Source organism: Deinococcus radiotolerans (assembly GCF_014647435.1).
GTDB lineage: Bacteria > Deinococcota > Deinococci > Deinococcales > Deinococcaceae > Deinococcus > Deinococcus radiotolerans.
This window is the reverse complement of sequence record NZ_BMPE01000019.1, coordinates 1-25895: the sequence shown is the minus strand read 5'-3', so window position 1 is coordinate 25895 and position 25895 is coordinate 1. Positions and strand designations below refer to the sequence as shown.

General features: G+C 70.4%; 30 protein-coding genes, 2 tRNA genes, 1 other RNA gene and 1 riboswitch. Of the genes, 14 read left to right on the top strand and 19 right to left on the bottom strand.

The genetic code is table 11. The annotated features are described in order from the left end of the window. Nucleotides 1-40: 40 nt before the first annotated feature. The 3 genes from IEY63_RS18445 to IEY63_RS18435 form a co-directional block, all read right to left on the bottom strand. The gene (locus IEY63_RS18445; protein ID WP_189070460.1) at nucleotides 41-862 is read right to left on the bottom strand and encodes an ABC transporter permease; all 822 of its coding nucleotides are present in this window, start codon (nucleotides 860-862) and stop codon (nucleotides 41-43) included. Further along, nucleotides 859-1767, bottom strand: a complete 909-nt coding sequence (locus IEY63_RS18440; protein ID WP_189070459.1) for an ABC transporter ATP-binding protein — start codon at nucleotides 1765-1767, stop codon at nucleotides 859-861. The genes IEY63_RS18445 and IEY63_RS18440 overlap by 4 nt, the downstream gene beginning before the upstream one ends. Nucleotides 1768-1889: 122 nt before the next feature. Further along, nucleotides 1890-2276, bottom strand: coding sequence for an Ig-like domain-containing protein (locus IEY63_RS18435; RefSeq protein WP_189070458.1), 387 nt, complete (start codon nucleotides 2274-2276; stop codon nucleotides 1890-1892). A gap of 62 nt (nucleotides 2277-2338) precedes the next feature. Continuing rightward, nucleotides 2339-2423, bottom strand: a riboswitch (cyclic di-GMP riboswitch). A 410-nt stretch (nucleotides 2424-2833) separates the two neighbouring features. Between IEY63_RS18435 and thrC the strand changes: the two genes are divergently transcribed. The 4 genes from thrC to IEY63_RS18415 are packed head-to-tail and all read left to right on the top strand — an operon-like array spanning nucleotide 2834 to nucleotide 6643. Next, nucleotides 2834-4276 carry a threonine synthase gene (gene thrC, locus IEY63_RS18430; protein ID WP_189070457.1) on the top strand — a complete coding sequence of 481 codons (1443 nt, stop codon included), beginning with the start codon at nucleotides 2834-2836 and terminating at the stop codon, nucleotides 4274-4276. Between the two features lie 36 nt (nucleotides 4277-4312). Next, nucleotides 4313-4942: a hypothetical protein gene (locus tag IEY63_RS18425; protein WP_189070456.1), complete on the top strand. Its 630-nt coding sequence runs from the start codon at nucleotides 4313-4315 to the stop codon at nucleotides 4940-4942. Nucleotides 4943-4971: 29 nt separating this feature from the next. After that, the gene (locus tag IEY63_RS18420) at nucleotides 4972-5955 is read left to right on the top strand and encodes a potassium channel family protein (RefSeq protein ID WP_189070455.1); all 984 of its coding nucleotides are present in this window, start codon (nucleotides 4972-4974) and stop codon (nucleotides 5953-5955) included. Between the two features lie 37 nt (nucleotides 5956-5992). Further along, nucleotides 5993-6643, top strand: coding sequence for a DsbA family oxidoreductase (locus IEY63_RS18415; protein WP_189070454.1), 651 nt, complete (start codon nucleotides 5993-5995; stop codon nucleotides 6641-6643). A 6-nt stretch (nucleotides 6644-6649) separates the two neighbouring features. Here IEY63_RS18415 and IEY63_RS18410 read toward each other — a convergent pair whose 3' ends face one another. The 6 genes from IEY63_RS18410 to IEY63_RS18385 form a co-directional block, all read right to left on the bottom strand. Then, nucleotides 6650-7648 carry an aldo/keto reductase gene (locus IEY63_RS18410; RefSeq protein ID WP_189070453.1) on the bottom strand — a complete coding sequence of 333 codons (999 nt, stop codon included), beginning with the start codon at nucleotides 7646-7648 and terminating at the stop codon, nucleotides 6650-6652. Nucleotides 7649-7705: 57 nt separating this feature from the next. Continuing rightward, nucleotides 7706-8818, bottom strand: a complete 1113-nt coding sequence (locus IEY63_RS18405) for a GNAT family N-acetyltransferase (RefSeq protein WP_229784808.1) — start codon at nucleotides 8816-8818, stop codon at nucleotides 7706-7708. Nucleotides 8819-8840: 22 nt separating this feature from the next. Further along, nucleotides 8841-9224 (bottom strand): hypothetical protein, encoded by a 384-nt coding sequence (locus IEY63_RS18400; RefSeq protein ID WP_189070452.1) that lies wholly within the window; start codon nucleotides 9222-9224, stop codon nucleotides 8841-8843. Nucleotides 9225-9227: 3 nt separating this feature from the next. Next, entirely contained in the window at nucleotides 9228-10283 is a 1056-nt protein-coding gene (locus tag IEY63_RS18395; RefSeq protein ID WP_189070451.1) for an agmatine deiminase family protein, read from the bottom strand. 66 nt (nucleotides 10284-10349) lie between these two features. Continuing rightward, nucleotides 10350-12779 carry a glutamine--tRNA ligase/YqeY domain fusion protein gene (locus IEY63_RS18390; protein ID WP_189070450.1) on the bottom strand — a complete coding sequence of 810 codons (2430 nt, stop codon included), beginning with the start codon at nucleotides 12777-12779 and terminating at the stop codon, nucleotides 10350-10352. 99 nt (nucleotides 12780-12878) lie between these two features. Then, nucleotides 12879-13352 (bottom strand): DUF350 domain-containing protein, encoded by a 474-nt coding sequence (locus IEY63_RS18385; RefSeq protein ID WP_189070449.1) that lies wholly within the window; start codon nucleotides 13350-13352, stop codon nucleotides 12879-12881. 105 nt (nucleotides 13353-13457) lie between these two features. On the opposite strand from IEY63_RS18385, the gene IEY63_RS18380 reads away from it, so the two are divergent. Beyond that, complete coding sequence (locus tag IEY63_RS18380; RefSeq protein WP_189070448.1) at nucleotides 13458-14204, top strand: GNAT family N-acetyltransferase; 747 nt, start codon at nucleotides 13458-13460, stop codon at nucleotides 14202-14204. 33 nt (nucleotides 14205-14237) lie between these two features. Here the strand turns inward: IEY63_RS18380 and IEY63_RS18375 are convergent, their stop codons facing one another. The 4 genes from IEY63_RS18375 to IEY63_RS18360 all read right to left on the bottom strand — a co-directional run bounded on the left by IEY63_RS18375 (nucleotide 14238) and on the right by IEY63_RS18360 (nucleotide 17244). Then, nucleotides 14238-14903, bottom strand: a complete 666-nt coding sequence (locus IEY63_RS18375) for a hypothetical protein (protein ID WP_189070447.1) — start codon at nucleotides 14901-14903, stop codon at nucleotides 14238-14240. Nucleotides 14904-15039: 136 nt separating this feature from the next. Further along, on the bottom strand, nucleotides 15040-15498 hold the full coding sequence (locus tag IEY63_RS18370; protein WP_189070446.1) for a multidrug DMT transporter: 459 nt from the start codon (nucleotides 15496-15498) through the stop codon (nucleotides 15040-15042). Between the two features lie 99 nt (nucleotides 15499-15597). Next, the gene (locus tag IEY63_RS18365) at nucleotides 15598-16755 is read right to left on the bottom strand and encodes a S1C family serine protease (protein ID WP_189070445.1); all 1158 of its coding nucleotides are present in this window, start codon (nucleotides 16753-16755) and stop codon (nucleotides 15598-15600) included. Between the two features lie 138 nt (nucleotides 16756-16893). Beyond that, nucleotides 16894-17244: a hypothetical protein gene (locus tag IEY63_RS18360; protein WP_189070444.1), complete on the bottom strand. Its 351-nt coding sequence runs from the start codon at nucleotides 17242-17244 to the stop codon at nucleotides 16894-16896. Between the two features lie 135 nt (nucleotides 17245-17379). On the opposite strand from IEY63_RS18360, the gene IEY63_RS18355 reads away from it, so the two are divergent. Next, entirely contained in the window at nucleotides 17380-18081 is a 702-nt protein-coding gene (locus IEY63_RS18355; protein WP_189070443.1) for a LexA family transcriptional regulator, read from the top strand. A gap of 56 nt (nucleotides 18082-18137) precedes the next feature. Next, nucleotides 18138-18593 (top strand): gamma-glutamylcyclotransferase family protein, encoded by a 456-nt coding sequence (locus IEY63_RS18350; RefSeq protein ID WP_189070442.1) that lies wholly within the window; start codon nucleotides 18138-18140, stop codon nucleotides 18591-18593. 52 nt (nucleotides 18594-18645) lie between these two features. On the opposite strand, the gene rpsO is transcribed toward IEY63_RS18350, so the two are convergent. Further along, nucleotides 18646-18921, bottom strand: a complete 276-nt coding sequence (rpsO, locus tag IEY63_RS18345; protein ID WP_189070441.1) for a 30S ribosomal protein S15 — start codon at nucleotides 18919-18921, stop codon at nucleotides 18646-18648. 180 nt (nucleotides 18922-19101) lie between these two features. On the opposite strand from rpsO, the gene IEY63_RS18340 reads away from it, so the two are divergent. Next, nucleotides 19102-19185: transfer RNA gene (locus IEY63_RS18340), tRNA-Leu, on the top strand. A gap of 93 nt (nucleotides 19186-19278) precedes the next feature. Beyond that, nucleotides 19279-19377, top strand: an RNA gene (gene ffs / locus IEY63_RS18335) — signal recognition particle sRNA small type. Between the two features lie 66 nt (nucleotides 19378-19443). Here the strand turns inward: ffs and IEY63_RS18330 are convergent. Continuing rightward, nucleotides 19444-19653, bottom strand: a complete 210-nt coding sequence (locus IEY63_RS18330) for a hypothetical protein (protein WP_189070440.1) — start codon at nucleotides 19651-19653, stop codon at nucleotides 19444-19446. A gap of 78 nt (nucleotides 19654-19731) precedes the next feature. After that, entirely contained in the window at nucleotides 19732-20085 is a 354-nt protein-coding gene (locus IEY63_RS18325; protein WP_189070439.1) for a hypothetical protein, read from the bottom strand. 105 nt (nucleotides 20086-20190) lie between these two features. Here IEY63_RS18325 and IEY63_RS18320 point away from each other — a divergent pair, with 105 nt between their 5' ends. Next, complete coding sequence (locus tag IEY63_RS18320) at nucleotides 20191-20913, top strand: carbonic anhydrase (protein ID WP_229784807.1); 723 nt, start codon at nucleotides 20191-20193, stop codon at nucleotides 20911-20913. 60 nt (nucleotides 20914-20973) lie between these two features. Here the strand turns inward: IEY63_RS18320 and IEY63_RS18315 are convergent, their stop codons facing one another. Next, nucleotides 20974-22209 carry an aminopeptidase gene (locus IEY63_RS18315; RefSeq protein WP_189070437.1) on the bottom strand — a complete coding sequence of 412 codons (1236 nt, stop codon included), beginning with the start codon at nucleotides 22207-22209 and terminating at the stop codon, nucleotides 20974-20976. Between the two features lie 108 nt (nucleotides 22210-22317). Here IEY63_RS18315 and IEY63_RS18310 point away from each other — a divergent pair. Continuing rightward, a tRNA-Pro gene (locus IEY63_RS18310) sits at nucleotides 22318-22394 on the top strand. 108 nt (nucleotides 22395-22502) lie between these two features. On the opposite strand, the gene thrB is transcribed toward IEY63_RS18310, so the two are convergent. After that, nucleotides 22503-23438, bottom strand: a complete 936-nt coding sequence (gene thrB, locus IEY63_RS18305) for a homoserine kinase (RefSeq protein WP_189070436.1) — start codon at nucleotides 23436-23438, stop codon at nucleotides 22503-22505. A 322-nt stretch (nucleotides 23439-23760) separates the two neighbouring features. Between thrB and IEY63_RS18300 the strand changes: the two genes are divergently transcribed. Continuing rightward, a complete protein-coding gene (locus IEY63_RS18300) occupies nucleotides 23761-24030 on the top strand; it encodes a GlsB/YeaQ/YmgE family stress response membrane protein (protein ID WP_189070435.1) in 270 nt (89 codons plus the stop codon). A gap of 214 nt (nucleotides 24031-24244) precedes the next feature. Next, nucleotides 24245-24460, top strand: a complete 216-nt coding sequence (rpmB, locus tag IEY63_RS18295; RefSeq protein ID WP_046843794.1) for a 50S ribosomal protein L28 — start codon at nucleotides 24245-24247, stop codon at nucleotides 24458-24460. Nucleotides 24461-24595: 135 nt separating this feature from the next. Here rpmB and lspA read toward each other — a convergent pair whose 3' ends face one another. After that, entirely contained in the window at nucleotides 24596-25129 is a 534-nt protein-coding gene (lspA, locus tag IEY63_RS18290) for a signal peptidase II (protein WP_373290936.1), read from the bottom strand. 130 nt (nucleotides 25130-25259) lie between these two features. Here lspA and IEY63_RS18285 point away from each other — a divergent pair, with 130 nt between their 5' ends. Beyond that, a complete protein-coding gene (locus tag IEY63_RS18285; RefSeq protein ID WP_189070434.1) occupies nucleotides 25260-25727 on the top strand; it encodes an S-ribosylhomocysteine lyase in 468 nt (155 codons plus the stop codon). Nucleotides 25728-25895: the final 168 nt, after the last annotated feature.

Below are 25895 nucleotides of genomic sequence, written 5' to 3'. Positions count from 1 at the left end.
GTGCGGGTACCGCTCCTGGCGGCCCGCCTCCCCCCGGTGCTCAGCCCTCGCGGCTCTCGTCGCGTTTCAGGCCCCACGCGGCCAGCGCGCCGAACAAGGCGGCGAAGCCCAGCAGCGCCAGCCAGTGCCCGGCCTCGCCCGCCGTCTGCCCGGCCACCGTGCCGCGCGCCACGGCCCCCAGGTGGTACGCGGGCAGGTACGGCGCGACCTTCTGCACGAACGCGGGCATCTGGTCCAGCGGGGTGAACAGGCCCGACGCGAAGGACATCAGGACACTCACGAGGTTCGCGGTGATCTGCGCGCCGGTCGGCGTGACCAGGAAGCCGATGCTCAGGCCCAGCGCGATCAGCGGCACCATGCCCAGCAGCAGCTTCGCCAGCAGCAGCAGCGCCGTGCCCGCCGGGATGCTCACGCCGCCCGCCACGTGCGCGAAGGTGTACAGCACGCCCAGGCTCAGCGCGCTGAACAGCAGCGCCGCGCCCACCTTCGCCGCGAAGTACACGCCCGCCGGGAGGGGCGACGCCCGCAGCAGCCGCAGCCACCCGCCGGTGCGTTCCAGCGCCACCGCCGACCCGAACGAGAACATGGCCAGGGACAGCAGCGAGTACGCCCCGAAATTCACCAGGATCAGCGGCCCCACCTTCAGGCCCTCCGCCGTGGTCTCGTTCACGGCGCTCAGGCCGAACAGCGCGAAGAACATCACCGGGAAGCCGATGGTGCCCACCGCGAACATCGGGTTGCGCAGCATGCGGCGCAGCTCGGCCAGCACCAGCCCCCCCAGCGCGCGCAGGCGCGGTGCGCGGCGCGCGCCCGTTACCGGGGCGGGCAGGTCGGTGGGCCGGGCAGAGGTCAGGTGGGTCATGCGGTCACGTCCTTCCCGGCGGGTCCGGCCGGGGCGGTCAGCGAGAGGAAGGCGTCTTCGAGGCTGGCGCGCGTGACCTCCAGGTTCGAGAAGGGCACGTCCCGCGCGATCAGAGCGCGCAGCAGCGCCTCGGGGGCGCCCGTGCGCAGCTGCGCGTGCCCCTGGGCGTCCACGCGGACGTCCTCGGCGCCCGGCAGGTGCCGCAGCTCGGCCAGTACCAGATCGGACGTGAAGCTCACGCGCGCCCCGCCCGCCTGCGAGCGCAGCGCCTCTGGGCTACCGTCCGCCAGCACCGCCCCGGCGTTCATGACGACCACCCGGTCCGCGGCGCGTTCGGCCTCCTCCAGGTAGTGCGTGGTGAGCAGGATCGTGCGCCCCGCCGCCTTCAGGGCAGTCACAGCCTCCCAGAACGCCAGTCGGCTCTGGGCGTCCATGCCGGTGGTGGGCTCGTCGATCAGCAGCACCTCGGGATTCCCGACCGCCGCCAGCGCGAACGCCAGGCGCCGCTTCTGCCCACCGGACAGCGCGCCCGAACGGCGGTGCGCCACGCCCTCTAGGTCAGCCAGGGCTAGTGCCTGCGCCACCGGCAGCGGCGCCGGGTAGAACGACGCCAGCAGCGTGACCGCCTCGCGCACGGTCAGCGCGGGTGGCAGCGCGCTCTCCTGCGGCATCGACCCGATCCGGGCGCGTACCACGTCATCGCGGGGGTTGCCGCCCAGCACGCGCACCTGACCCGCGCTGGGCGCCGCCAGCCCCAGCATCAGGTTGATGGCGGTGGTCTTGCCCGCCCCGTTCGGCCCCAGCAGCGCCGTGAGTTCCCCGGCGCGCACACTCAGGTTCAGGTCGCGCAGCGCCGTCACCCGCCCGAAGGTCTTGTTCACACCGCTCAGTTCGATCGCGTTCATGCCCCCAGCGTGCCAGGGCCGCGCGGCGCGCCCCAGTGCCGCCTGTCAGGCGCGCCGGGTGACAGGTGTCATACCGGACGGCGTGGCCAGGGCCGAATCAGGACCAGCGGGTCCGGGCCGCCTTACTGCCCGATGCGGACGTTGAAGTTCTGGGTCTGCTCGGTGACGTTCTGCGCGAGGTCGTACACGCGGACGGTCACGGTGTGCTCGCCGTTGCTGCCCGCCTCGAAGTACTTCGCGTAGGAGTTGTACGCGGTCGGGTCGTCCACGAAAGTCTGCCCGTCGATGATCAGCACCACGCGGGACACGGCGACGTTGTCCTGGGTGGACAGGCGGAAGAACACGTTGCCCTTTTCCCGCAGCGTCTGGGGGTTCATCACCATGGTGACCTTGGGGGCCGTCACGTCGATGTGGCTGTCGGTGGACTGGGAGGTGGTGCTGGGCGTGGCGGGGCCACCGCAGCTGGTGGCCAGCACCGCGATCAGTGCAGACAGAAGAAATGCGCGCATGGGGTACTCCTCCTGCGAGGGGTCGCAGTTGGTGGGTCCAGCGTCCAGCCGGGCTGGAACACTGGTCGAAAAGCCGGTCGCACCACTGGCTCCACGTGTCCCAGGTGCCCGCATACAGGACCACGCTTCGTCGCCTCTTCTCGCCCGTTGTCTCCGTAGCGAGTGAGGTCATGATGGCGGCCGCTGCCCTTCGCACCTGTCACACGTCCCCGCATGAACCGTTCCTGAGTGACCCACACGCACAGCCCCGCGCGGACCTCCACCGTCTGGCCCGGGGGCCTGCGGGGATGGACCGGCGTGCCCTGCGTCTGGGACGGCTTCCGCCTGGGCTGGCCAGGCCGCCAGCGCCGGCCGGACAGGGCCCCGACCCGCCGGACGTGGGCGCCCGGTCAGGACGGAGGCGCCCAGTAACAGTTCTGTCAGAATCCGCCGCCCCGCCAGATGAAGACCGCGTGGACGGGGTGGTCAGTGCCCTAGTGCGCGCGCGGCGGTGCAGCGGGCGCCGCCGCTAGAGTGACGGCACGCAAGTCGCCCACCGCGTGGGCGCGGGAGGATGCATGAAGTACGTTTCCACGCGCGGCGCGCGCGACCTCGGGTCCTTCTCGGACGTGCTGCTCTCGGGCCTCGCCCCGGACGGCGGGCTGGCGATGCCCGAGTCGATTCCCACAGTCACGCCTGAGCAGCTGGCCGCGTGGCGGGACCTCAGCTACGCGGACCTCGCCTACGAGGTGATGCGCCCCTTCATCACGGACATCCCCGAAGCGGACCTGCGCGCCCTGCTGCGGAGCACGTACACGCAAGAGGTCTTCCACAGCCCCGAGATCACGCCCCTGACCCCGCTGGGCGAGACGGGTCCGGACGGGGGCGGCCTGTACCTGCTGGAACTGTCAAACGGGCCGTCCCTGGCGTTCAAGGACATGGCCATGCAGTTCCTGGGGCAGGTGTTCGAGTACGTTCTGGAACGCCGCGACGAGCGGCTGAACATCCTGGGCGCCACCAGCGGCGACACCGGCTCGGCGGCCGAGTACGCCATGCTCGGCAAGGCGCGCGTGAACGTCGTGATGCTCTCCCCGCACGGCCGCATGAGTGCCTTTCAGCAGGCGCAGATGTTCAGCCTCCAGGAGCCGAACATCTTCAACCTGGCCGTGGAGGGCGTCTTCGACGACTGTCAGGACCTCGTGAAGGCCGTGAACGCCGACGCGGACTTCAAGGCCCGCTACGACATCGGCGCGGTGAACAGCATCAACTGGGCGCGGGTGCTCGCGCAGGCCGTGTACTACTTCAAGGCGTACCTCGCCCTGAACCTCCCCGCCGGGGCAGAGGCCGACTTCAGCGTGCCGTCCGGGAACTTCGGGAACGTGTTCGCCGGGTACCTCGCCAAATCCATGGGCCTGCCCATCGGGCAGCTGCTCGTCGCCAGCAACGAGAACGACGTCCTGCACGACTTCTTCAGCGGCGGCACCTACCACGTCCGCCCCGCCGACCGGGTCGCGGTGACCAGCAGCCCCAGCATGGACATCGGCAAGGCCAGCAACTTCGAACGCTACCTGTACCTGATCGCCGGAGCGGACGCCGTGCAGACGCGCAGTTGGTGGGACGAGGTCGGCCAGAGCCGCCCCGTCGCCCTGAGTGGCACCCCTCACTGGGACGCCGTGCAGGCCAGCGGCTTCCGCAGCGGACGCAGCACCCACGCCGACCGCCTGCGCACCATCCGCACCGTCTTCGAGACGTATGGCCGCCTGATCGACCCGCACACCGCCGACGGTGTCCTCGTCGGGCAGGCCTACCAGCGGCCCGGCGTGCCCATGATCTGCCTGGAAACCGCCCTGCCCGCCAAGTTCGAGGAGACCGTACAGGCGGCCGTGGGGCAGACCCCAGGGCGCCCCGCCCGCTTCGACGGCATCGAGCAGGCCCCCAAACGCTTCCAGGTGATCCCCAACGACGTGCAGACCCTCAAGGACTTCATCGCGGCGAACCTCACCCCGAAAGAACCCGCCTGACGGGAACCCCGCGCACCGCACCGCGTACCCTGAGGCGTGCCGCGATTTCTGCTGCGTGACCTGAAGGGCCTGGGCTTCATCCTGCTGGTGGTGTACGGCGCGCTGAGTCGGGACCTGCTGCCCCGAGCCGTGTGGCTTTCACTGAACATTCCCGGTGGGGTGGCGATGGTCGCGGCAGGCCTGTGGCTGATTTGGATGGGCCTGCGCGCCCGCCCGGAGCAGTGGACCGGCACCTGGCCGCTGGAGGACGGTGTCGTGACCGGCCACCGGGTGGTGCAGGGGTTCGGGCTGGGCTGGTGGCTCAGTGGGAACAGTTCGGCGCGGGTCGCCGTGACCCTGGACCTGCCCGGTGGCCGCGTGGCGGAGGTGCAGCCCCGGGCCCTGAACGCCGTGATGCTGCCCCGTCCGCAGCCCCGTCCGCCCCTGTGCGACCTGGATGACCAGGGGGACCGCGCGGCGCTGCGGGCGGCGCAGGCGCTCGTGCCGATCGGGACGCCGCTGACCGTGCGCATGGATCCTGGTAGGAAATTGAACCGGCGCGGCCTCCTTGAAGCCCGACTGGACGTGCCGCCATACCGGTCCTGGATGCGCTGGCTGCTGGGGGCTTTCGGGGCGGTGCTGAGCGCCGGCACGGCCTATCTCATGTTCAGCGCGATCACCCGCTGACCGGACCGCTGCGCGCCTACACTTGAGGCATGACCCGCCGCCCCGCCGTGCTGCTGGCCCTGATCGCGGGGCTGGTGGTGTCGGGCACGGTGGGCTACCGGGTGCTGGAGGGCTGGTCGTGGCTGGACTGCCTGTTCATGACGGCCATGACCCTGACGACCGTGGGGTACGGCACGCCGGGCGACCTGCACGCGGACGGCAAGGTGTTCAGCGTGGTGCTGATGCTGGTGGGGATCGGGTTGATGCTGTACCTGCTGACGCTGCTGGCCGAGACGATGCTGCGGACCGTGACGGACCCGGGCGCGGCGCGGCGGCGGCGGGAGAGGAGGATCATGGGTTTGAAGGATCACACGATCGTGTGCGGGTACGGGCAGGTGGGCGAGGCGGTCAGCGTGGCGCTGCGGGGCGCGCGGCGCGAGGTGGTCGTGATTGACCACCGCCCGGAGCACCTGGAGTGGGCGCAGACGCAGGGGCTGCACACCCTGGTCGGGGACGCGACCGACGAGGACGTGCTGCGCCGCGCGGGCATCGAGCGGGCGGCGTCGCTGGTCACGGTGATCAACAGCGATCCCAGCAACCTGTACGTGGTGCTGTCCGCCAGGGGATTGAACCCGGGCGTGCGGGTGATCGCGCGGGCCAGTGACGAGTCCGCAGCCCGCAAGATGCGCCGCGCCGGGGCGGACGAGGTCGTGAATCCGTACCAGCTGAGCGGGAACCGGATCGCGGCGATGATGCTCGCGCCGCGCCTGAGCCGCCTGCTGAGCGGGGACGTGATCAGCGAGCACTTCACGATCCGCGAGCTGAGTGTGCCGCCCGCCCTGGTGGGCCGCACGGTGGCGGACCTGGGCCGTGAGACGGGCGCGCTGGTCGTGGCGATCTGGCGGGACGGGCAGCCGCTGCGCAGCCGCGCCGAGGACGTCCTGCGCGCCGGGGACGCGGTGCTGGTCGCCGGGGCGGTCGCCGAGGTGGAGGCCGTGGAGGCTGGCCCGCTGGGTGGAGTGCAGCCCGCGTGACGTTTGCCGGGCGGTGCGCGGGTGTACGGTGCCCCGCATGACCCAAGCGACCGAGCTGTACTTCGATTTCCTGTGCCCCTACGCCTGGCGTGGCGTGGAACTCGCCGCGGTGTTGCGCGCGGAGGGCGAGGACTTCACCCTGCGGCACTTCTCGCTGGTGGAGGGCAACCACGCGGACAACGCCAGGGACCTGACGTGGCGGATCACGGAGCAGACGCTGGACGCCCCGGAGGGCGAGGGGTATATGAAGTACCAGACGCCCAGCCTGCGCGCGTTCCTGGCGTCCCACGCGGCGGCCCTTCAGGGCGAGGCGGCACACTGGGCGTTCACGCTGGCCCTGTTCCGCGCGCACCACGAGCGCAGGGAGCCCCTGAGTGACGCCGCCATTCACGTCGCCGCGCAGGAGGCGGGTCTGGATCAGGCAGCCTTCGCGGCCGCCCTGGCCGAGGAGGACGCCCGCCGCGCCGAGCTGCGCGCCGAGCTGGACGCCGCGCGCGAGGTGGGCGTGTTCGGCACGCCCACGTTCGTCCTCCCGACCGGCGAGGCCGCGTATTACCGCTTCGAGACCCTCACCCGCGAGGCGGACAAGGCGCGCGAGTGGTGGACGCTGTACCGCACTGTGCTGACCAGCGAGGCGGGGATCGGCACGATCAAACGCGCGAAGAACCGCCCACCCCGCCGCGCCTGATCACCGTCACGGCGCGGCTTCCCCGCGCAGGATCACCTCGATCCGGTCCAGTTCGTCCGCGCGGAGCGGCCCGGCGTTCAGCGCGCCCAGCGCGTCCGTGATCTGCGCGGGCCGGCTGGCGCCGATCAGGGCGCTCGTCATCTCGGGGTGGCGCAGCACCCACGCCAGCGCCAGCTGCGCCAGCGTCTGCCCCCGCGCGGCGGCCAGATCGTTCAGGGCGCGCACCCGGGTCAGGCGTTCCTCGGTGACGTGCTCGGGCTTCAGGAAGCCGCCGCCCGCCGCGCGGGAATCCCCGGGAATGCCGCCCAGGTACTTGCCGGTCAGCAGGCCCTGCGCCAGCGGGCTGAACGCGATCACGCCGATCCCCTCGTCCCGCGCGGCGTCCAGCAGGCCGCCCTCCACACCCCGCTCGAACAGGCTGTATTTGGGCTGGTGCAGCACGCAGGGCGTACCCAGCGCCCGCAGGATCTGCGCCGCCTGCCGGGTCAGGTCCGCCGGGTAGTTGCTCAGGCCCACGTACAGCGCCCGCCCGCTGCGCACCGCGTGATCAAGGGCGCCCATCGTCTCCTCCAGCGGCGTGTTCGGGTCGGGCCGGTGGTGGTAGAAGACGTCCACGTACGGCAGGCCCAGCCTCCTGAGGCTGGCGTCCAGGCTGCTCAGCAGGTACTTGCGGCTGCCCCAGTCGCCGTACGGGCCGGGCCACATGGTGTACCCGGCCTTCGTGGAGATGATCAGCTCGTCCCGGTACGGCGCGAAGTCCTGCCGCAGCAGCTGTCCCAGGTTGCTTTCGGCGCTGCCGGGGGGCGGGCCGTAGTTGTTCGCCAGGTCGAAGTGCGTGACGCCGCCGTCGAACGCGGTCCTCAGCATCTCGCGCATGGTTTCCAGGCGGTCCACGCCACCGAAGTTGTGCCACAGGCCCAGCGACACCACCGGGAGCTGCAGGCCGCTGCGGCCCGCGCGGCGGTAGGGCAGGCGCGCGTACCGGTCCGGATCAGGAAAGGTCATACCGGCAGTACACCACCCCGGCCTCTGCCGGTGCTGCGCGCCGTCTACCGCGGCCCCTCAGCGGGTCAGGCCACTGCGGCGGTCCATGTACGCCGCGTACCCCTGGTCGAAGCTGAGGAGCAGCACTGCCATCACGCCGTGCTCGTCGATCTGCACGCCCTGAAAGCGGAAGCCTGCGCGCAGCTTCGGGATGATCACGGCGTTGTTCGTCAGGTGGTGGTGGCTGCGCACCAGCGCGTAGCCCTCGGCGCGCAGGGCCTCCAGGATCACGGGCAGCAGGCGGGTGTACACGCCCCGGCCCCGGTGCGCGGGCAGCAGCGCGGTGTTCACCATGTACGCCGTGCGCGGGTCCCACGCTCGGCTGGCCTGCCACCCGGCCACCTGACCCTCGTAACCGATCAGCCAGCTCCACAGCGGGCCGCGCGGCGCAGGGGCGGATTCACGGTCGCCCCAGTCGAACGAGTCCGTCCCGTACGCGGCGGCCTCCAGTTGCGCGTACACCTCGCGGTACGTGGCGGTGGGCACGCGGTGCAGGCTGTACCCGCCCCCCAGGTCCACGCCGCTCTCCGCTTCCGGCGGGAGGGAGAGGCTGGGAGCCGGGACCGGTGCAGGGGCGGGCCGGTCAGGCAGCCCCAGGCGCCGCGCCGCCTCACCGCTGGGCGGCCGGAAGCCGCTGCGGACGTGCATCGCCTCCCCGTACGTGCCGTCCAGGCTGAGGGTCAACGCGGCATTCACGCCGCCCTCGTACGCGTTCAGGCCCTGAAGGTGAAACCCGGCGCGCAGCTTGGGGAGGATCACAGCGTTGTTCGTCGCGCGGTGGTGGCTCTTGACGAGCGCGAACCCCGCCGCGCGGAAGGTGGCCAGCAGGTGCGGCAGCAGCCGCGTGTATACCCCACGTCCCTGATGCTCGGGCAGCAGGCCCGTGTCGGCCATGTACGCGGTCTGCTCGTCCAGCGCGTGCGCGTGATGCCAGCCGATCAGGTCCGCGCCGTGGTACACGCCCCAGTTCCATGAGGGGCCCAGCGGCGGGGCCGTCCGCTGCGGTGGGTCGAACGCGTACAGGGACGTGCCGCCGAAGATCCGGTCCTCCAGCCGCGCACACGCTGCCCGGTACGCCTCCAGCGAGATCGAGCGGGCCGAGTACCCGCCGCCAAGGTCAAGGTCGGTCACGCCGTCAATCTGGCACGCGCGCTCAGCGGGCGCGGCTCATGTGGAGGTTGTAGACCTGCCCCTGCCACTCTGCGTTCCCCTGGAGGGCGTAGTGAACATCCTCCAGCGGCACCTCGCGGCCCTGACTGTCCGCGAAGCGCTCCGCGCCTGTCGGGTGCAGCCCCAGCGCCTGCCCGATCAGATCCAGCAGACGCGGCTCATCCAGCAGGGCGCGGAAAGTGCCGAACGACACCTGCCGCCCACTGCCCGGCGCCACGCTCCCCATGTACCGGGGCCGCGCGCCACCGCAGGCCGGGCAGGAGCCCAGCAGGCCCAGCTGCTGCTCGTACACCAGCCAGCGGTGCCCGCACGCGGGGCACGCCACGGTGCAGCTCGGCTGATCCTCCGGCAGCGGCTGGAACGGCACGCCTCAGGCGTCCTGCATCCAGGGCGTCCCGGCGGGCTGCTGCTGCGTCACGCAGTGGAAGCTGCCGCCGCCCTCGATGATCGCGCGGCTGCTCAGGCCAATCACTTCGCGCCCGGGGAACAGCGGTGTCAGGACCTCCAGGGCGCGGGCGTCGTTCGGGTCGCCGTACTGCGGGACGACCACGAACCCATTCCCCATGTAGAAGTTCGCGTACGTGGGCGGCAGGCGCCCCTCCGCGCCCTCCAGGTAGGTGGCGGGCAGGGGCAGCTCCACGATACGGAAGGGCTGGCCGTCCTGGTCGGTCATGGCCCGCAGGTCCGCGAGGTTCTTCGCCATGACCGCGTGGTTGGGATCCTCGGGGTTCGGCTCGACGCTGGTGACGATGGTCCGCTCGTCCGTGAAGCGGGTGATGGTGTCGATGTGCCCGTCGGTGTGGTCGTTCTCCAGCCCGCCGTCCAGCCACAGCAGTTTGCGTACGCCCAGCGTGTCGGCCAGCAGGAACGCATAGCCTTCCTCGGTCAGGCCGGGGTTGCGGGTGTCGGTCAGGAAGCACGACCGGGTGGTCAGGCCCACGCCGCGGCCGTTCACCTCCAGCCCGCCGCCTTCGAGCACGAACGGCTGCGCCCAGCGGTGCGTGCCCAGCTGCCCGGCGATGTACTCGGGCACGCGGTCGTCGTTCGACCAGTTGAACTTCCCGCCCCAGGAGTTGAATTTCCAGTCCACCAGCGCCAGATCCCCGCCACGTTTGACGAAGATGGGGCCGTTGTCGCGCATCCACACGTCGTCCAGCGGCACGTCGTGGAAGGTCACGTCCGCGCCGCCCAGCCGCGCGCGGGCGTCGGCGCTGCTCTCCTCGTCCCGCACGAGCAGCTGCACCGGCTCGAAGCGGGCGATGGTGCGTACCAGCTCGGCGAACTCGGCGCGCACGCCCTCCAGGTGCCCGAACCACAGGTCGTCGTCGGCGGGCCAGCTCATCCAGGTGGCGGCGTGCTCGGCCCACTCGGCGGGCATGGCGAAGCCCAGGTCACGGGGCAGGTCGGCGGGGGTCACGTCAGACATGGGGGTCATTAAAACAGACCCGGCCTCCCTGAAACGGAAGGCCGGGAACACCGGATGTGGTGCGGCTCAGCCGTTCAGTGCGGCCTGGAGGGCGGCGTTCAGCGTGGCGGGGTCGGCCTTGCCGCCGGTGGCGCGCATGACCTGCCCAGTGAAGAAGCCCAGCAGCGCGGTGCGGCCGCCCCGGTAGGCGTCCACCTTGTCGGCGTTGTCGGCCAGGACCTGCGCGATGGCGGCGTTCAGGGCGTCCTCGCTGAGGCCCCCGGCGAGGTTCTCGCGCTCGATGATCGCGGCGGGGGCCTCGCCGGTCTGCGCGGCGCGGGTCAGGACGTCGCGGGCGACGCGGGTGGTGACCTTCTTCCCGGCCAGCAGCGCGGCCAGCGGGGCGAGGTCGGCGGCCTGCACGCGGACTTCCCCGGCGCGCAGGCCCGGCGCGAGGTCGTTCGCGGCCCAGCTGGCGACCTGCGCGAAGGTGCTGTCCTGCGCGGCCCCACCGAGGAAGGCCAGCAGCGCGGCGTCACGCGCGAGGGTGCGGGCCTCGGCGTCCGGGACGCCCAGACCAGTCAGGCGGATCACCTCGTTCTCCTGTTCGGGGCTCAGGGCGGCGGGCGCGGCCTTCTCGGTCGGCTCGGTCTTCGGGGCCTGCGCCTTGGCGGGCCTGGGGGCCTTGGCGGGCGCCTCGGCCTTCTGCGCAGCTTTCGCCCAGGCGTCCTTCAGGGTGATGATCCGCCCGAACACCAGGGCGTCCTCGCGGCTGTCCACCGGGTCGCGCCAGAAGTAGCCCTGCCGCTCGAACTGGTAGCGGGTGCCTGCGGGGTCGCGCGTGACGCTGGGTTCCACCAGTCCGCGCGTGACGCGCAGGCTGTCGGGGTTCAGGAACGCCATGAACGCATCATCGAGGGGTTTGGTCTCGTCCTCGTGCCCGATCTCCTCAGGGTTGAAGTCGGGGGCGACGGGTTCGGCCTGCGCGTCCTCGGGGTTGGCGGCCTCGGGGTTGGGTACGCGGAACAGACGGTCGTACAGGCGGAACTCGGCGGGCACGCCCTGCTCGGCGCTGACCCAGTGGATCACGCCGCCCGCCTTGGCGTCCTCGCCCAGCAGCGTGGCGTACACGCGCGTGACCTGCCCGCTGTCATTCATGTCGAAGCGGTCGGCGCGGATGATGCCCGCCCCGCGCAGCCGCACCGTGCCGCCCGGCGTGAGGCGTTTGAAGCCTTTGGGCGGCTCGGGGTTGAAGTCGTCGCGTTCGATGACGAGGTCGCGGGTCAGCGGCACGTCGCGTACCGCAGCCTCGGGCGCCACGCGCTCCCCGGTGGGCAGGGCGACCAGCCCGTCGGGCGAGTCACGCACCACGTCGAACGGCCAGTAGGGAAGACTCAGCGTCTGCGCCTCGGTCAGGTTCTCCAGGGTGACGGGCAGCGGTTCCAGGACCGCCATCACGCGCGGCGCGCGGTGGTTCAGGTCGCTGCGCACGGCGTTCTCGTACACGCTGAGGTCCACGGTGCGGTTCGTGCGGCTCACGCCGATCTCCGCCGCGAAGGCCCGCACGGCCTCCGGCGTGACGCCCAGGCGGCGCTGCGCGCGCAGGGTAGGCATGCGCGGGTCATCCCAGCCGTGCACCTTTCCGGCCTCCACGAGCTTGCGCAGCTTGCGCTTACTCGTAATGGTGTACTCCAGGCCGCGTCGCCCGAACTCGTACTGGTGCGGTCGCGGGCTGAAGCCCAGGCGTTCCATCAGCCAGTCGTAGATGGCGCGGTTGTCCACGAACTCCAGGCTGCACATCGAGTGCGTCACGCCCTCAAGCGCGTCCTGCAGCGGGTGCTGGAAGTCGTACATGGGGTAGATGCACCACGCGTCCCCCGCGCGGTAGTGATGCCCGCGCAGGATGCGGTACAGCACCGGGTCACGCAGCTTCATGTTCGGGCTGCTCAGGTCGATCTTCGCGCGTAGCACGTGCGCGCCGTCCGCGAACTCCCCGGCGCGCATGCGGCGCAGCAGGTCCAGATTCTCCTCGGGCGTGCGGTCCCGGTAGGGGCTGGGCGTGCCGGGCGTGCGGGCGTCGCCGCGCAGGCGCTTCATCTCGTCCCCCGTCACGGAATCCACGTACGCGTCGCCCTGCTTTACTAGCTGCTCGGCGTACGCGTAGTACTGCTCGAAGTGGTCGCTGGCGTAGTACAGGTGCTCGCCCCAGTCCCAGCCCAGCCAGCGCAGGTCGTCCGCGATGGCGTCCGCGTACTCCTGCGTCGCGAGTTCCGGGTTGGTGTCGTCCATGCGCAGGTGGTAGCGCCCGCCGTACTGCGCGGCCGTCTGGAAATCCAGGAACGACGCGAAGATGTGCCCCAGGTGCGCGTACCCGCTGGGTTCCGGCGGGAAGCGCGTCACGACCTGCGGGTACTTCCCACTCTGCAGGTCGCGTTCGATGATCTCGGTGATGAAGTTCGGGGCCACGCGCGGCGCGCTGTCACCGGCGGTGGGAGGACTGGAGTCGGGGGCCGTCATGCCGCCCAGCATAGCGGGGTGCGGGGACGGGCCGCCCGACCCTGACGACAGTTCACGCCCCCGGAACCGCCGCTCCGGGGGCGTGGGGCGCAGGGTGATTTACAGCGTGACGTGGTACGTGACGACGGCCGGCACCAGGAACAGCGCGCCCATGATGAACGACAGGGCCAGGTTGTGCTCCTCGCGCATCTCGCGGCGGATGTAACGCAGCACGCCCTCACCCTTACGGCGGGCGAGGCTGCCGAACACGGCCAGGACGCCCAGCGTGAACAGCAGCAGCGTCACGATGATGGCCACGGCCAGCCACGTGAACGCCTCGGTCCAGGTGCCGCCGTCGGGGACGGGGCTGGCGATGGTGCGGCTCAGGAGCAGGCTGAAGCCCAGCGACACCCAGAAGAACACCGCGCCGATCGCGGCCGTCTGGTGCTCCTCGATCTCGGTGATCAGTTCGCGGACCCGCACGCCCAGCACCGCGCGGATGAACAGCAGGCTGATCAGCAGGGTGGGCAGCCACACGGCGAGGTTCCAGCCCAGTTCGGTCACCAGGGTCGTCAGCAGGTCGGTGGGGGTCATGACTTTCAGTTATACAGGCCGCGCCCGGTGGCCCGGCGCGAAGCTGACCAGCAATGCGGGCGGAACTTGCAGTGCCCCGCGCCTCACTCTCCTACCCTGGGCGGCATGACGAGCCTGACCTTCACGCTGCGGCACGTGACCGACCCCGATGACCCGGCCATTGCCGCGTTCGGGCGGGTGCAGGAGGCCAGCTACTACGCGCCGGACATGCTGATTCCCCCGGAGGTCTTCTCGCACCTGATCACGCGCCGCAGCCCGCAGCGCGAGGACCGGCTGCTGGTCGCGCAGACCCCGGGTGGCGAGGTGCTGGGCGGCACCCTGTACGCCCTGCTGCCCCTGCCCGGCGAGCTGCGCGGGGCGGGCTTCAACTCGTTCATGGCGGTCACGCGCGCCGCGCGGGGCATGGGTGTGGGCCGCGCCCTGCACGGCGAGACCCTGTGCGTGGTTCAGGCGGCGGGCCTGGCGGGCATGTTCGCCGACAGCGTTCACCCGGGCCGCCAGAGTGCCGAGGACCGCGCGGTGGAGGCCGCGACCGGCGTGGACCCTGCGCAGCGGCGCGCGGCGCTGCACGCGCTGGGCCTGCGGACCGTGGATGTGCCGTACTGGCAGCCGGTGGGTGGCCCGGATGGCGGCCCGCTGACGGACCTGGACCTGCTGTACCAGCCGGTGCAGCCGGCCGGGCGTGTACCGCTGGCCCTGGTGACTGGTGTGCTGCGCGCGTACTGGAGCGGCTGGCTGGGTGAGGGCCGCGCGCAGGCGGAAGCGCAGGCGCTGGCAGAGCGCGCTGGACACGCGCTGGACGTGCCCCTGTTGCCCGGCACCCGCGCGGCGACGTGGTGGGACCGGCGCTGAGGATCGTTATTAGCGCTTCACTCAGGCTTCCGCTTATGGTTTCAGGCTGTCCAGAACGCGTTTTGCCTGGGCCTGAAGGTCGCGGGTCAGGGCGGTGGGCGCGTCCAGGTTGACGGCGCGGTTCAGGAGGGGCCGGGCCTGCGGGTCCCTGATCAGGCTCAGGGCAATGCCGGCGTGGGCCTGCACGAACACGCTGTCCGGGGCGCGGCGGGCGGCGGCGGTGGCCAGGCTGCGGGCGCGCTCCTGGTTGCCGCCGCTGAAGATGCCGGCTTTGGCCCAGGCGCCGGCGTGCCATTCGGCCAGCACCGCCTGGATGTCGGCCCGGTCCGGCGCGAGGTTCAGGGCGCGGTCCAGGGCGGCGCGGGCCTGCTGCGCGGTGCTCAGGGCGCCCAGGGTGTAGCCGCCGGCGCGGGCCTGGAGGCCCAGGGCGCTGCCCAGCGCAAGCTGCGCGTCCGGGTCGCTGGGGTGGGCGGCGGTGGCCTGACGGGCGGCCTGCACGGCGCGGGTGGTCCAGTCTCGGCTTCCGGCGCGGTATTCGGTCATGGCGGCGGCGGCGCGGCTGGCGGTCACGGCGTCCCCGGCCGCCTGCGCGGCCGCGTAGGCCTGCGCGTAGTCTCCGCCGCTCAGGGGGTCCGGGGTGGGCTGCGCGTGGGCGGTGCTCAGGACGAGCAGGGTGGGGAGCAGGAGGCCGCGCTTCACGGGGGTCAGGCTAGCGGGTGTGGGTGAAGCTCAGCTGATGAGGCCCGCAGCGCCGTCCTGGGCGGCGGGTGCGGGCCGTGAAACACCCTGCCGCGCGTGAGCGGGCAGGGTGGGCGCGTCTGTGTGGTGTGGGGGTTCAGGCGGCGGGTTGTTCGGTGGGGGCGGCCTCGGCGTCGGGGGCGCGGCGGGTGCGGGTGGGGCGCTCGGCCGTGTCGGTGGGGGCGCTGATGCGGGCCAGGGTGGCGTCGAAGGCGCGCAGGGCGTCGCTGCTTTCAAGTTCGGTGACGGCGCGGGCGTTCAGCGCGGCGAGCTCCTCGCGGGTGACGGCGTACTCGGGAGCCTCGTGGCCCTTGAGGCTGTGCAGGACGCGGTAGGCGGTGGGGGCCTGGATGGTGGCGCCCTTGCTGGTGGTAACGGTGGCGTCGCTGTGCATGTCCTGTCCGATCAGGGTGATGGTCTGGGGGCTGATCAGGGTGACGCGGTCGCCGCGTTCCTCCATGTGGGCGGCGAGTTGCAGCAGGCCGCGCAGGTCGAGCATCTGGTGGAAGAGGTCGAGGTGGGCCAGCATGGCTCCGGCTTTTTTCAGGGTGTCCATAATCCGCATTATTCTGTTAAAAGCAGAATTGTCAAGACCTATTACGACAATATGAAGGCCGGGGCACATCACCCCGGCCGTCTCGTCTCCCCGGAACGCTCAGTTGCTCAGGGTGCTGCGCCCCACCAGGGTCAGTTTCACTTCCAGCGGTTTGCCGTCCCGCAGGACGCTCAGGGTTACGGTGTCGCCCGGCTGGAAGGCGCGCACGGCGTACTGGAACTCCGCGAAGTTCACGATGCGCTTGCCGTTCACCGCCGTCACGATGTCCCCGGACACCCGCTTGGAGGCGGCATTCAGGATGAGGGGCTTCAGGCCCGCCTGCGCGGCGGGACTGCCCCGCCGCACACTGGTGAAGAACGCGCCCGGCGTCTCACCCAGCGACAGCAGTTTCGTCAGCTCCTTGAAGCCCTCGCTGGGCAGGTAGAACAGGTCCGAGAACACGCCGTCCAGCCCAATCCCGATGATGGGCGCGTCCCGCTTCTCACCACGCTTCAGGGCCGCCACGCGCGGGTCGCTGAGCGTCACGGGCACTGCGTACGAGCGTGGGCCGCTGCCGGGCGCCAGGCTGATGTAACTCACGATGCCGGTCACCTCGCCCCTGGTGTTCACAACCGGGCCGCCACTGTCCCCGGGGATCAGGGGCGCGTTCAGTTCCAGGGTGCCCGGGGGGAAGTCCGCGCGGCCCGGGTCACTGTCCAGGCCCAGCAGGCGCCCGGTCTTGGAGGTCAGGAACGCCCCGTTCCCGTTCCCGATGGCCAGGGCCGTGTCGCCCACGGCGGGCTTCGCGGCGGCCAGCGGCAGGAAGGGCGTGCCGGCCGGGACATTCACGCGCAGCAGCGCCAAGTCGTCCTGGTCGTTGTACCCGATCACCTGCGCGGGGTAGCGGGTCTTGCTGAGCAGCTGCACGCTCAGGTCGCGCGCGCCGTTGATCACGTGGTACGCGGTGAGGATCAGGCCGTCCGCGCTGATCAGCACGCCGGACCCGATGCCGTCCGGGTTGTCACAGCGGGTAGGGACGCACTGCTCAATGCGTACGGTCGCGGGCCGCACGCGGCTGACCAGGGCCTGCAGGGTGGCCTGCTCGGCGGCGCTCAGGGGCGCGGCGCTCTTGACCCGGCGCTCCTGCGGGGTGGCCGGTGGGGCCGCGCTGGGGGCCGTCTGGGCCTGCGTGACCGGCAGGGTGCCCAGCAGCAGCGTGAGCAGCGGGGCGAACAGGGCAGGGCGGGCGTGGTCGCCCGGCGCGCGCTTGAGGTTCATGCGTCATTGTGCGGGTGGGCGTGCGGGGCGGCTGTGGCGGAACTCTCCATTGGTCCGTCCGGTCAGTCGTGGGGCCAGGAGGCGAAACTTCAGAGGGTTTCAGGACCGTTGGCGGGGGCTGTCCGGAGGACTCCTGGGTCAGCGGTCAGGCGGGTGGCTAGGGGCTGTGGCGGGGTCGTGCAGGCCCAGTTGACGCTCGACCAGGCCGCCCAGGCGGGCCAGGATGCCGGGGCCGCTCCAGCCGGTCACGCAGGCCAGGGCGAGCAGCAGGGCCGGTGCGGGGTGTGGGAGTGCGGCGCAGGTGAGGGCGCTGACCGTCAGCGCCGCGATGCCGGCGGCGGTAGCCAGGGCCAGGGTGGGACGCAGGCGGGGCCGGCCGGGTCGGGCGAGCAGCCGCGTGAGCTGGGTCAGGCTACCGGCGCTGAAACTCAGGAGGAGCAGGGGCAGCAGGTCACGCAGCGTGGGGGTGAGGGGGGACGGGTCGGGCATGACGGGACCTCCAGCCGGGCCGGGGAACGTACGAACCGGAGACCATGTGGTCTGTCCTGAGCATAATATGTCTGTAGACATAAAGCAAGTCATGGAGCCTCAATCCAGGCATCACTCACCCGGTACACTCGCCACATGACCCCCCCCTCCGCTACGGACTCCAGCGACCTCTCGGGATGGTTGCGGCAGCAGCGTCAGGCGCTGGGCCTCGGCCAGCACGAACTCAGTGACCGCACCGGGGCGCTCGGCGGGCCGCAGGGCCGGATCACGCAGCCCTACCTCAGCCGCCTGGAACGCGGGGAACGGGCCCTGGGCGCCCTGACCGCCGTGCGGCAGGACGCGCTGCGCCGCGCCCTGAACATCACCCTCAGCGAATGGACTGCCCGCACCGGCCTGCGCCCCCTCGCGCCCGAACCGCGCGAGGACCTACTGGGCAGCATGGAACTCATCCGCGTGCCCGTCCGCGCGCTCGCCAGCGCCGGCCTGCCCACGGCAGAAGATCACGCCAGCGTCATCGACTACGAACTCGTGCCGCTGCGCGACCACCGCCCCGGCATGCTGGTGCTCCAGGTGCAGGGAGACTCCATGACCACCGACTCCGGCGGCCTGCGCCCCGGCGACCGCGTGTACGTCGACCCCGGCGACCTCGACCTGCGCGAGGGCCGCGTGTACGTCCTGCACGTGCCGGGCCTGGGCCTGACCGTCAAGCGCCTGCGCCGCTACAGCGATCAGCTGTGGCTGTCCAGCGACAACCCCGACCACCCGCCCGTGCGGCCGGAGGAGGCCAGCGTGATCGGCCGCGTGTACTACCACCAGCCGCAGGGTCAGCGGCTGTAGGCGGCGCCGCAGACAGGGCCTGTCCGGGGCCCGCCGCGCCCCGCTACAGTCCGGACATGACCGATCCTGCCGACGTGTCCGTGACCCGAGTGTTCGTGTACGGCACCCTGCTCCCCGGCGAGCGCAACGCCCACGTCGCCGCGCGCGGCTTCACCGCCCAGGCAGCCACGCTGCGCGGGTTCACGCTGCATCACCTGCACCCGGAAGGGTACCCGGCCCTGACGCGCGGCCCGGCGCACGGCGCGGTGCGCGGCGCCGTCCTGAGCTACACCCCCCAGGCGTGGGCGGCGGCCCTGCCCGGCCTGGACGACCTGGAGGGCCTGCACGACACGCCGCCCCTCTACACCCGCGAGCTCGCGCCGCTCACCCTGGACGGGGGAGAGGACGTGACGGCCTGGGTGTACGTGTACGCCCGCCCGGACCGCCTGCGGCAGCCTGGCGCGAGCGTGGTGCCCAGCGGTGACTGGCGCGACGTGCCGGACCGCGGCCAGCCCGGCACGGACGGGCGGTAACAGAAAACCGCCGCCCATCCCGTTCGGGGGGCGGCGGTCTGCGGGGCGCGTCTTAGCGGACGATGCGCTGGCCGCGGCGGATCTTCAGCTGATCCGTCAGGGCGATGTACTCGTCGTAGCTGGTGCGCTCCAGGTACTTCAGCAGGCGGCGGCGCTGACCGTTCAGCAGCTGCAGGCCGCGCTGACCGTGCTTGTCCTTCTTGTTGGCGGTCAGGTGGACCGACAGGTTGTTGATGCGCTCGGTCAGCAGGGCGATCTGGACGGCAGTGCTGCCGGTGTCGGCGCCGTGCTTGGCGTGGCTCTGGATGGTCTGTTTCTTGTCGATCATGTGTGAAACCTCTCTTGTTGTGGTGTCCCGTGCGTGTCAGCCAGGAAAAAACCGGTGTGCCCGGGGCCTGACCGCGTCACGACGGCAAACGCGAGCATAGCACGTCCGCGCCCCCACGCAAGGGATCAGCTTGACACGGCCGGGCTTCACCCCTAGTATTGCTTTCGCCTCTCACCCAATGCTCGGGTGGCGGAATTGGTAGACGCGCACGTTTGAGGGGCGTGTAGCTTAGCTGTGTGGGTTCAAGTCCCATCCCGAGCACCAGACAGCGCCGGATCTTCGGATTCCGGCGCTTCTTCTTTGTGCCTGCGTGGGGCCACGCAGCGGCCCAGCGGGTGTGCTATGGTCTGGGACGCATTGCTGGCGCAGCGCAGCGTGAACGCCTGAACCTGGTCAGGGCCGGAAGGCAGCAGCCATAAGGGATGATTCGCGGGTGCCGCTGCTCACCGGCAATGCTTTTTTCATGACCGTCACAGGGCGGCTCCGGTTTCAGGACCGGGGTCGCCCTTGTTCGCTCTGGTGCTACCGCGTCAGGCGGTCCAGTGCGCTCTGGGCGCCACTCAGGCGGGCCTGCCGCACCTCCCGTTCCGTCCAGATGTGCGCGGTGGGCGTGAAGGCCTCCCCGCGCCCCAGCCACAGGCCCGCGCCCGTCCAGATGAACGCGTCGCTGGGCACCTGCCGGTGAGGAGGCAGGTCCGGATTCAGCAGCGGATGCAGGGCAGGCAGCGTCATGCACCCAGCCTGCGGCGCGCCTGTCAGGTCCGCGTCCCCGGCCGGTCAGGCGCGTGTCACCGCCGGGCCCGGCGCCGCTCAGCGGGTCTTGGGTTGCAGCACCAGCGCCTGCGTCTCCTTCACGACCGCCAGTTCACGCAGCTGCTCGCCGTCCAGATCCCCGGCCTTCGCCAGGGCATCGGCGCGCCTGCGGTCAATAGAGGCGACCTCCAGCGCGGCGGCGTCCCCGAATACCTCCCGGAAACGGTCCAGGGGGTATTCCACGCGCCGCGAGGCTTTCAGGGTTGCGCGGTACAGGTCGGTCTCGGCGTGTTCCCCGTCCAGCAGCGCTGCCTTGATCTGCGCGCCCAGTTCATCGCGCTCGGCTTCCAGGCCCAGGATCGTGTCGCGCAGGGTCGCGTAGCGTTCGAGCAGCTCGGTCAGCGTATCCACCTGGACAGCATAGCCACAGAGGCCGCGGCGCCGCCCCTAGCGGCCGGGCGGGGTGACTGGACGGGGTTCAGCGGCCGCCGCGGGCCGGGCGCTAGCATGCCGCGCATGGACGACGCCGCCCCGCCGATCGCTGCCGACCTCGAGCGCCGCATCCTGGACGCCATTCGCCGTGGGGCCAGCATGGCCGACATTGCCGACATCAAGCAGTCGGACGTCGCCACGCCCGACGCGGCCATCCAGGCCCTCAAGGACGGGAACGCCCGCTTCTTCGGCGGGCAGGCCACCCGGCCCGAGATGAGCGCCAACGAACGCCGCGCGCAGATCATGGGGCAGACGCCCTACGCCGCGATCCTCGCGTGCAGCGACAGCCGCGTGCCGGTCGAACTGGTGTTCGATCAGGGCCTGGGGCAGCTGTTCGTGGTGCGCGTCGCCGGGAACGTAGTCGGTGAGGCCGGGCTGGGCACCCTGGAGTACGCCATCCGCCACCTGGACGTGCACCTGGTGGTCGTGATGGGCCACGAGGCCTGCGGGGCGGTCGCGGCGGCCCTGCTGCCGGAAGCCCAGGTGCAGGAGGAACCGCATCACCTCCAGAACCTGATCCGCCGCATCCAGCCCAGCCTGCAGGACATGCCGACCATCCGCGACAAGAAGGCCCGCATGCGCGAGGCGGTGCTAAACAACGTCCGTTATCAGGTGAGCCTGCTGCGCGACGAGCCGGTCATCCGCGAGGCAGAGGCGGCCGGGAAGATCCGCGTGATCGGCGCGTACTACGAGATCGGTAGTGGCGCCGTGGACTTCTTGGTGGACGAGGACGACCTGCGGCCCTGAACCGGGACAACAGGCGGAGCGGAGGCGCCAGGTAGCCTCCGCCCCGCCTGCTGCCTGCGCTCAGATCACGAACTCGCCCGCGCGCATCACGGCCTCGCGCTGGCCGTCCTTCGTGATGCCGTCCACGTCAATGCGGTCACTGCCGATCATCCAGTCCACGTGCGTGAGGCTGTCGTTGCCGCCCTTGGCGTTGAAGTCCTCTAGGCTCATGTCCACGCCGCCTTTCACGTTGAAGCGGTACGCGCTGCCGATGGCGATGTGCGAGGCGGCGTTCTCGTCGTACAGGGTGTTGAAGAAGAACAGGCCCGAGCGGCTGATGGGGCTGGAGTGCGGCACCAGGGCCACCTCGCCCAGGCGGTGGCTGCCCTCGTCCGTCTCGATCATCTTCAGCAGCGCCCCCTCGCCCTTCTCGGCGCTCGCGCCGCTGATCCGGCCGTCCTTGAACTCGATGCGGATGCCGTCGATCAGCGTGCCGTTGTACGACAGCGGCTTGGTGCTGACCACTGTGCCGTTCACCCGCTCGCGGTGCGGGGCCGTCCAGACCTCCTCGGTGGGGATGTTCGCCGTGAAGGTGATCCCGCCGGGCGTGTCGGCCGCGCCGCCGCCCCACACGTGATCGTCCGCGAGGCCCACCGTCAGGTCCGTCCCGCCGCCCTGGAAGTGCAGCGCGGCGTACTGCTTGCCGGTCAGCAGGTCGCGGCGGCGCTTCAGGTCCGCGAGGTGCGCCTCCCAGCGCTCCACCGCGTCGGCCTGATCGGCGCGGGTCGCGGCGAAGATCGCGTCCCACTGCTGAGCGACGGCCTGCTCTGCGCTCGCGTCGGGGAACATCAGCTGCGCCCAGCCGCTCACGGGCGCGCTGATCAGGTTCCAGTTCAGGCGGTTGGTCATGACCTGCGCGGTGTACGGGCGGCGGTACGCGGCCACGGTCCGCTGATGGGTCGCCACGCGCTCGGGGTCCACGCTGCCCAGCAGGTTCGGGTTCGTCGCGCGGATAGCGATCACCGCGCCGCCGGCCTCGGCCGTCTCGATCTCGGCGTCCACGCGCCAGCGGCTGATCTGCTCGAACGTCCCGTCCGGCGCCAGCTCGAAGCGCGCCAGCTGCACGTCGTCATCGTCCCAGCGCACGTCCACGAAGCTCGCGCCCGCCGCGTACGCCTCGCGCACCACCAGCCGCGCCAGCTGCGCCGTCTCCACCGGGGCCTGCACCAGCACGCGCTGCCCAGGCTTCACGCCCAGGCCCACCCGCACCGCCAGACGCGCGTAGGTGCGCAGCTTCTCGTCAAAAGTCAGGGTCATGTCCGGCAGGATAGCTACCCCGCACCGGTAGATACAAAGCGCGTCCCGACAGCCCGGCATGGCCTTGACGGAATCCGGAACGCCCCCTATAGTTTTGGGGCTGGATGTCGAGGCGTAGCGCAGCCTGGTAGCGCACTACCTTGGGGTGGTAGGGGTCGTGAGTTCAAATCTCGCCGCCTCGACCAGCAGAAGCGCCGGAGTGAGAGATCACTCCGGCGCTGTTCTTTTGTGCTGTCGGTGGCCTGCGCGCGCCGCTTCAGAGACAGGCGGCGGCGCGCGTGCTGATGAGTGACCTACGCCCGTTCGATCAGTGTGCCCGCCGCGTCAATAGGGAAGTCCAGCACGCGGCCTTCCAGGCCGTTGCGTTTCATGACGCTGTGCAGGTACGTGTGCAGGGGTGCGGTGGGCTCGCGGGTGTCGTGGAAGCACAGCACGGTGGGCCCCGCGCCACTGAGGGCCGCGCCCAGGGCGCCGTGCTTCCAGGCTTCTTCCAGAATGTCACTCAGGCCGGGGACCAGGGGCGCACGCCAGATCTGGTGAATGTAGTCCTGCATGGCGTGCCGCAGCAGGTCCAGGCGGCCCTGCGAGAGTGCCGCGGCCAGCAGCGCCGCGTGTGAGAGGGCGTGCACGGCGTCCGCGCGGCTGTACTCCTTGGGCAGCACGGCGCGGGCCTTGCTGGTGCTCAGCTCGAAGTCCGGGATCAGCACGGTCACGCCCAGGTGCGCGGGTGGGTCCAGGCGGACGTAGTGGGTGCCCAGCTTATCCAGCGTCGCCACGACGATCCCGCCGAACAGGGCCGGGGCGACGTTGTCCGGATGGCCTTCCTCGCGCGCGGCGACGTCCAGCACCGTTTCATCGTCCAGGGGGCGGCCCAGCAGTTCGTTCCCGGCGACGATCCCGGCGACCAGCGCCGCGGCGCTGCTGCCCAGCCCGCGGGCCAGGGGCACCTCCGTCTCAATGTCAATCCGGGCGGGGGGCAGGGGCCGTCCGGCACGCTTCGCCGCGAGCTGCATGGCGCGGTACACGTAATTGCTCTCGTCGGCGGGCGTGCCTTCCAGTTCGGCGCCCAGTGGCACGACCTGCGTGGTTGCCTGCGGCGTGACGCGCAGCGTGGTGTAGAGGGGCACGCTCAGGCCCAGGCTGTCAAAGCCGGGCCCCAGGTTGGCGCTGCTGGCCGGGGCGCGCACCGTGAATGGACGCGGTGTAGATGGGGATGGGGTTGCGGGCATGGGATGAAGGCCTCCGTGTGCCCGCCATGCTACCCAGCCGGGCCGCCAAAGGCGGCAGTGAGGTAAGACAATTTGAGCCGTGAAGGGCTGAACTGTCTTGCGGGTCAGGTCAGATATGAGTGCCAAACAGTGTGTCCAGGCCTGCTTTCCTTAGGCCGGGTTTGCGGGACATCCATCCCATCTTCAACCGCTCTTGAGAAAGTACGAGTCTCCACAATCGGGCTTTTGGACGGGTCGCATGCTGCGTTCACAACGAACGGTTCACCGCGAACGCAAGAATCGTTGAATCCCCGCAAGTAGCAAATAAATGGAGGTAGAAATCATGGGTTGGATCATTACTATTCTGGTTGGTGCACTGTGCGGCTGGCTCGCGAGCCTGATCATGAAAACCGACGCTCAGCAGGGCGCCATCGCCAACATCCTGATCGGTATCGTGGGCAGCCTCCTCGCCCAGGCGATCTTCGGCAGCTGGCTGAACATCGGCGGCGCAGACGTGGCAGGCAACGGCTTCAGCTTCTGGAGCATCGTGTGGGGCGTGCTGGGCAGTGTGGTGCTGATCGCCATCCTGAAGGCGCTGCGCGTTCTTCGCTAACAACAGCTATTCCTCTCCGGACGGGTCGCGTGCCCGTCCGGTTTCTCATGTCTGGCGCCTGGGCAGGGGGACGTCGGTGGAGGGCTTTGCCTCCAGCGCTCCCGGTGTGCTACATTCGGACGGCTTGTCTGATATGGACCGGCGCGGCACGGCACCCAGAACGGGTACCCCCCCGGCCCAGAAGTAAAAATCAGGCTCAAGAAGGAGAGTCATCATGGCGAAAGTGTGCGAAGTGTGCGGGAAGGGGCCGATCGTGGTGAACTCGGTCATCCGCCGCGGTAAGGCCCGCGCTGCGGGCGGTGTGGGTCGTAAGGTCACGGGTGTCACCAAGCGTGTTCAGAAGCCCAACCTGCAGCCCCTGACGGTCACCCGCGGTGGCGTCAGCCTCCGCCTGCGCGTGTGCAGCAAGTGCCGTAAGGCCGTTGCCTGATCCCCGATCAGGACCCTCTGCCGCCCCCAGCCTGACCGGTCGGGGGCGGCAGGCTTTTTACGTCCCTCTGGACATTCGGCATGACAGCCGCCGCCCCGAGATGAGGCGGCGGCTGTCATAGGGGCGGCGTTCAGGTCAGATGCGGGGCTTGCGGCGATCCCCGATGAAGCTGGCGACGACCAGCAGAATGGTGCCCAGCACCACGCAGGAATCCGCCAGGTTGAAGATCGGGAAGCTTCCCGCGTTCAGGGCCTGCGTGACGCTGCTCAGCACGGGCGAGTGGATCATGTCTGTCACCCGGCCCTGCCGCAGACCATCAATGGCGTTCCCGATGGCTCCGGCGGCGATCATGCTCAGCGTCACGCTCAGCAGGCGAGGCTGAGGCCGCACAAAGAGGTACACCAGGATGCCCAGCCCGATCAGCAGTCGGCCCAGTGCGAGTGGCGCAGCGCTGCCACTGAACATGCTCCACGCGGCGCCGGTGTTGAAGACCAGGACCCAGTCGATCAGTCCGGGGATGAACGGCTGCGCGGGCGCGTTCTCCTGGAGGTTCGCCAGTGCCCAGGCTTTTAGGGCCTGATCCGCAACGATCAGCAGCGCGGCAAGCAGAAGGGGAAGCCACGCGGGCACGCGGCGCGGGTGATCAGACAGGGTGGGCACGACGCGCAGTATATGAAGGTGTCCCGGGCGGTGCGAAGGCGACGTGCCTTCGCGCAGTCCTTGGGGCGTGTGCTCTCTATCTATAGGAGTGCGCTGCGCATCCCGGTTGCGCCCAGCAGAAAGCGGCACAATCAGGGGTATGGCGAACGTCGAATCCTTCGATCTGGATCACACCAAGGTCCGCGCTCCTTACATCCGTCTGGCCGGTGTGAAGACCACTCCGCGCGGCGACTCGATCAGCAAGTACGACCTCCGGCTTCTTCAGCCCAACCAGGCTGAGATTGAACCGGCGGCCCTGCACACCCTGGAGCACCTGCTGGCCGGGTACCTGCGCGACCACCTGAGTGATGTCGTTGACGTCTCGCCAATGGGTTGCCGTACGGGCATGTACATGGCCGTGATCGGCGAGCCGGACGAGCAGGGCGTGCTGCGTGCTTTCGAGGCGGCGCTGCGGGACACAGCGGCTCATGACCGGTCCATTCCCGGCGTCAGCGAACTGGAGTGTGGAAATTACCGTAACCATGACCTTCAGGGCGCGCGGCAGCACGCGGCGGACGCACTGGCGCAGGGGTTGAAGGTGCAGGAGACGGTCCTGATTCAGCGCTGAGGGTCCGCAGCGGCAGAAAGTGGAGAGGCCGCGCCTCTCCATTTTTGCTGTCTGGAGACTGGTGTGGGGGCCTTCTGCGCATTGATCAAGTGAGACTCTGGGCAGGGGAGTTGACAGATTCAGGTAGGACCTGTATCTTTTCTGAGCCTCAAGCGAGGCGGGCAGCAT

What these genes read in the sequence shown, in the direction of transcription:
- IEY63_RS18445 (WP_189070460.1), bottom strand. Translation starts at nt 862, where the DNA reads ATGACCCACCTGACCTCTGCCCGGCCCACCGACCTGCCCGCCCCGGTA.
- IEY63_RS18440 (WP_189070459.1), bottom strand. Translation starts at nt 1,767, where the DNA reads ATGAACGCGATCGAACTGAGCGGTGTGAACAAGACCTTCGGGCGGGTG.
- IEY63_RS18435 (WP_189070458.1), bottom strand. Translation starts at nt 2,276, where the DNA reads ATGCGCGCATTTCTTCTGTCTGCACTGATCGCGGTGCTGGCCACCAGC.
- thrC (WP_189070457.1), top strand. Translation starts at nt 2,834, where the DNA reads ATGAAGTACGTTTCCACGCGCGGCGCGCGCGACCTCGGGTCCTTCTCG.
- IEY63_RS18420 (WP_189070455.1), top strand. Translation starts at nt 4,972, where the DNA reads ATGACCCGCCGCCCCGCCGTGCTGCTGGCCCTGATCGCGGGGCTGGTG.
- IEY63_RS18415 (WP_189070454.1), top strand. Translation starts at nt 5,993, where the DNA reads ATGACCCAAGCGACCGAGCTGTACTTCGATTTCCTGTGCCCCTACGCC.
- IEY63_RS18410 (WP_189070453.1), bottom strand. Translation starts at nt 7,648, where the DNA reads ATGACCTTTCCTGATCCGGACCGGTACGCGCGCCTGCCCTACCGCCGC.
- IEY63_RS18395 (WP_189070451.1), bottom strand. Translation starts at nt 10,283, where the DNA reads ATGTCTGACGTGACCCCCGCCGACCTGCCCCGTGACCTGGGCTTCGCC.
- IEY63_RS18390 (WP_189070450.1), bottom strand. Translation starts at nt 12,779, where the DNA reads ATGACGGCCCCCGACTCCAGTCCTCCCACCGCCGGTGACAGCGCGCCG.
- IEY63_RS18385 (WP_189070449.1), bottom strand. Translation starts at nt 13,352, where the DNA reads ATGACCCCCACCGACCTGCTGACGACCCTGGTGACCGAACTGGGCTGG.
- IEY63_RS18380 (WP_189070448.1), top strand. Translation starts at nt 13,458, where the DNA reads ATGACGAGCCTGACCTTCACGCTGCGGCACGTGACCGACCCCGATGAC.
- IEY63_RS18370 (WP_189070446.1), bottom strand. Translation starts at nt 15,498, where the DNA reads ATGGACACCCTGAAAAAAGCCGGAGCCATGCTGGCCCACCTCGACCTC.
- IEY63_RS18365 (WP_189070445.1), bottom strand. Translation starts at nt 16,755, where the DNA reads ATGAACCTCAAGCGCGCGCCGGGCGACCACGCCCGCCCTGCCCTGTTC.
- IEY63_RS18360 (WP_189070444.1), bottom strand. Translation starts at nt 17,244, where the DNA reads ATGCCCGACCCGTCCCCCCTCACCCCCACGCTGCGTGACCTGCTGCCC.
- IEY63_RS18355 (WP_189070443.1), top strand. Translation starts at nt 17,380, where the DNA reads ATGACCCCCCCCTCCGCTACGGACTCCAGCGACCTCTCGGGATGGTTG.
- IEY63_RS18350 (WP_189070442.1), top strand. Translation starts at nt 18,138, where the DNA reads ATGACCGATCCTGCCGACGTGTCCGTGACCCGAGTGTTCGTGTACGGC.
- rpsO (WP_189070441.1), bottom strand. Translation starts at nt 18,921, where the DNA reads ATGATCGACAAGAAACAGACCATCCAGAGCCACGCCAAGCACGGCGCC.
- IEY63_RS18330 (WP_189070440.1), bottom strand. Translation starts at nt 19,653, where the DNA reads ATGACGCTGCCTGCCCTGCATCCGCTGCTGAATCCGGACCTGCCTCCT.
- IEY63_RS18320 (WP_229784807.1), top strand. Translation starts at nt 20,191, where the DNA reads ATGGACGACGCCGCCCCGCCGATCGCTGCCGACCTCGAGCGCCGCATC.
- IEY63_RS18315 (WP_189070437.1), bottom strand. Translation starts at nt 22,209, where the DNA reads ATGACCCTGACTTTTGACGAGAAGCTGCGCACCTACGCGCGTCTGGCG.
- thrB (WP_189070436.1), bottom strand. Translation starts at nt 23,438, where the DNA reads ATGCCCGCAACCCCATCCCCATCTACACCGCGTCCATTCACGGTGCGC.
- IEY63_RS18300 (WP_189070435.1), top strand. Translation starts at nt 23,761, where the DNA reads ATGGGTTGGATCATTACTATTCTGGTTGGTGCACTGTGCGGCTGGCTC.
- rpmB (WP_046843794.1), top strand. Translation starts at nt 24,245, where the DNA reads ATGGCGAAAGTGTGCGAAGTGTGCGGGAAGGGGCCGATCGTGGTGAAC.
- IEY63_RS18285 (WP_189070434.1), top strand. Translation starts at nt 25,260, where the DNA reads ATGGCGAACGTCGAATCCTTCGATCTGGATCACACCAAGGTCCGCGCT.